The sequence below is a fragment of the uncultured Ellagibacter sp. genome (assembly GCF_934636505.1).
GTDB lineage: Bacteria > Actinomycetota > Coriobacteriia > Coriobacteriales > Eggerthellaceae > Ellagibacter.
The window spans coordinates 1-3,293 of sequence record NZ_CAKUAL010000114.1 but is presented as its reverse complement, the minus strand read 5'-3'; the positions used below and the strand labels follow the sequence as shown (position 1 = coordinate 3,293).

Genomic DNA, 3,293 nt, shown 5'->3' with positions numbered 1-3,293 from the left:
CAGTCGAGCGCGTCGCCCTGTGGGCCTGCGATCTGGCCGCGCGCACGCCTTCTGACGCCATGTCCTGGCAGTGCGCCTTTTTGGTGATGTCGCTTTCCCGGGCGGTTGAGGAGGGCTCCTTGCCGACGCGTTTCTTACCCGCCGCAGAGACGCTCGCAGCGGCGCGCGCCATAGAGGCCGCCCGATTCACCGAATGTGCAGCTCACAGGCGCGATTCGCTTCGTGAGGAGCGCGCTCGGGCCGAACGTGAGCGCTCCTCGCGTGACCGTTATGCTGCACGCCCGATCCGCCCGGAGGCGCCGGGCGTGCCTGAAAGCTCGGCGCCGATCCTCTACGTGCGGCTCCTCGGCGGGCTCGATGTGCGCATCGGCGAGCAGCAAGTCGACATGCAGGCGTTCAGTAGGCAGAAAACGAAGACGCTCCTCGCGCTTCTCGTGCTCGCCCGTGGCCGCGAGCTCTCCCGCGAGCGCCTGCTGGAGACGCTTTGGCCCGACAGCCCCCATGGCTGCGCGATCAAGAACTTCTACTCGGTGTGGAGCCAGCTCAAGCGGGGGCTCGACTACGAGGGCACGTGCCCTTATCTCCTTCGCGACCAGGGCGGTGTCCGTCTTGACGCACGGCTTCTGCGAAGCGACGTCGCCGAGCTCGATTCCATTTGCCGCGCCCTAAGCTTCGGCGAGATCGACCTCGATCGTTGGCGGGACCACCTCGAGGCGATCGACGGGTCGTATTCGGGAGACCTTCTACCGAGCGAAAACGGCAACGACGACATCGTCGCTGCTCGCAGGCGCCTCCGCATCAACCTCGTCGATTCCCTCGTGTGCGCGTCGGGGCGGCTTCTGGAATCAGGCGAGCCCCGCGCGGCGCTGTGGTTCGCGCGCGAGGCGGCAGGCCGTGACCGCTCTCGCGAGGACGCGTGCGCCGCGCTCATGGAGGCGCAGCTCGGTGCCGGCCAGCGCGCCGCCGCGATCGATACCTACCTTTCGTGCCGAAGGTATCTTGCCGAAGAGCTCGGCATCGACCCGTCGCCTTCGATCGTCGCCTTGTACCGCAGCGCGGTCGAGGCCGAGGAGGCGCTCGAGTAGTCGATTCGCGATATTTCCCCATAACAGCATCATTTTTAAGCGAGAATCATAGCATCTGGTCGTGTAGTGGATTTCCCAGGCCCATGCAAGCCTTATGCTAGAGTACAGGAGGTTGCGCGCCGTGCTCTTGCGCGGTGCTCACAAACATAGGGCTCTTACGAAAGACGGCATACATGGGTTTCTTATCGAAGCTTCTCACGATGGGCGAGGGCAAGCAGCTCAAGCGTTACCAGGCCATCGTCGATACCATCAACGGCCTTGAGGCCTCAATCAAACCGAAAACCGACGCCGAGCTGCGCGCGTTCTCCGACTCTCTGCGTGAGCGCGCGGCTGCGGGCGAGGACATGGCGGCCCTTCTTCCCGAGGCGTTCGCCGCGGTGCGCGAGGCATCGGTGCGCACGACGGGGCTGCGCCACTTCGACGTGCAGCTCATCGGCGGCATGGCTCTAAACGATGGGCAGATTGCCGAGATGAAGACGGGCGAAGGCAAGACGCTCGTGTCCACCCTTGCGGGCTATCTGAACGCGCTTTCGGGCGACAACGTCCATATCGTCACCGTGAACGATTACCTCGCCCGCCGCGACTCCGAGTGGATGGGCCAGATCTACCGCTTCCTCGGCATGGAGGTCGGCCTGATCCAAAACGGCATGCGCCCCGCGCAGAAGATTCCCGCCTACAAGGCCGACGTCACCTACGGCACGAACTCTGAGTTCGGCTTCGATTATCTGCGCGACAACATGGTCACGAGGGCTTCCGCCCGCGTGCAGCGCGGCCACCACTTCGCCGTCGTCGACGAGGTCGACTCCATCCTCATCGACGAGGCGCGAACGCCGCTCATCATCTCGGGCGCGGGCACGCGCGCGGCCGACACCTACAACAAGTTCGCCCGCGTCATGCCGCACCTCGTGCTCGACGAGGACTTCGAGATGGACGAGGCCAAAAAGACGATTAACGCCACCGAGGTCGGCCTTGAGAAGATCGAGTCCGCGCTCGGCATCGACGACATCTACGCCGATCCGTCCGGCCTGCTCGCGAACCACTTGCAGCAAGCCTTAAAGGCGCAGTTCCTCTTCCATCGCGACGTCGATTACGTCGTCGTCGGCGGGGAAGTGAAGATCGTCGACGAGTTCACGGGCCGCATCATGGAGGGCCGCCGCTACTCCGAGGGCCTCCATCAGGCGCTCGAGGCGAAAGAGCATGTGCTCGTGCGCGAGGAGAACCAGACGCTCGCGACCATCACGCTGCAGAACTACTTCCGCCTCTACGAGAAGCTCTCGGGCATGACCGGTACCGCCATGACCGAGGACAAGGAGTTCCGCGAGATCTACAAGCTGCCGGTCGTCGCCATCCCGCCGAACAGGCCCGTCGCCCGTATCGACGAGAACGACCTGGTCTATCGCACGATCGACGCGAAGTTCAACGCCGTCGCCGACGACGTGGCCGCGCGCCACGAGGCGGGCCAACCTTGTCTGATCGGCACGGTCTCGATCGAGAGCTCCGAGCGCCTGTCCCGTCTTCTGGACAAGCGCGGCATCAAGCACGAGACCTTGAACGCGAAGAACCACGAGCGCGAGGCGCACATCATCGCGCAGGCCGGCCGCGTGGGCGCGGTGACCATCGCGACCAACATGGCAGGCCGCGGCACGGACATCCTGCTCGGCGGCAACCCCGACGTGCTCGCCGAGGACGTGCTGCGCGAGTGGGGCTTCGATCCCTCGCGCCATATCGACGACGAGCCCGTCGAGGGCGAGGAGGTCCCCGAGAATGCAGCCCCCGCGCCGTCGGACGAGAAGCGCGACGAGGCGCTTGTTCGTGCGCGCACCATCTGCAAGCAGGAAAACGAGGAGGTGCTCGCAGCGGGCGGCCTGTGCGTCATCGGCACCGAGCGCCACGAGTCGCGCCGTATCGACAACCAGCTGCGCGGCCGTGCGGGACGTCAGGGCGACCCGGGCACGACGCAGTTCTACCTCTCGCTCGAAGACGACCTCATGCGCCTGTTCGGCGGCAACCGCATGGATTCCATCTCCAGCATGATGGAGAAGACGAACATGCCCGATGATCAGCCCATTCAGGCGTCCATGGTGTCGAAGGCGATCGAGAGCGCGCAGCGTCAGGTCGAGACGATGCACTTTGCCGCGCGTAAGAACGTCCTCGAATACGACGACGTCATGAACCTGCAGCGCAAGGTGATCTACGAGGAGCGCAACT

At 64.8% G+C, this 3,293-nt stretch carries 2 protein-coding genes; both read left to right on the top strand.

Annotated elements, in window-relative coordinates; genetic code table 11:
- Positions 1-1,085: BTAD domain-containing putative transcriptional regulator (locus Q0G18_RS09175; RefSeq protein WP_297152333.1), on the top strand; the 1,085-nt coding region annotated here is incomplete at its 5' end.
- A 173-nt stretch (positions 1,086-1,258) separates the two neighbouring features.
- Positions 1,259-3,293: preprotein translocase subunit SecA (secA, locus tag Q0G18_RS09170; RefSeq protein WP_297152331.1), on the top strand; the 2,035-nt coding region annotated here is incomplete at its 3' end.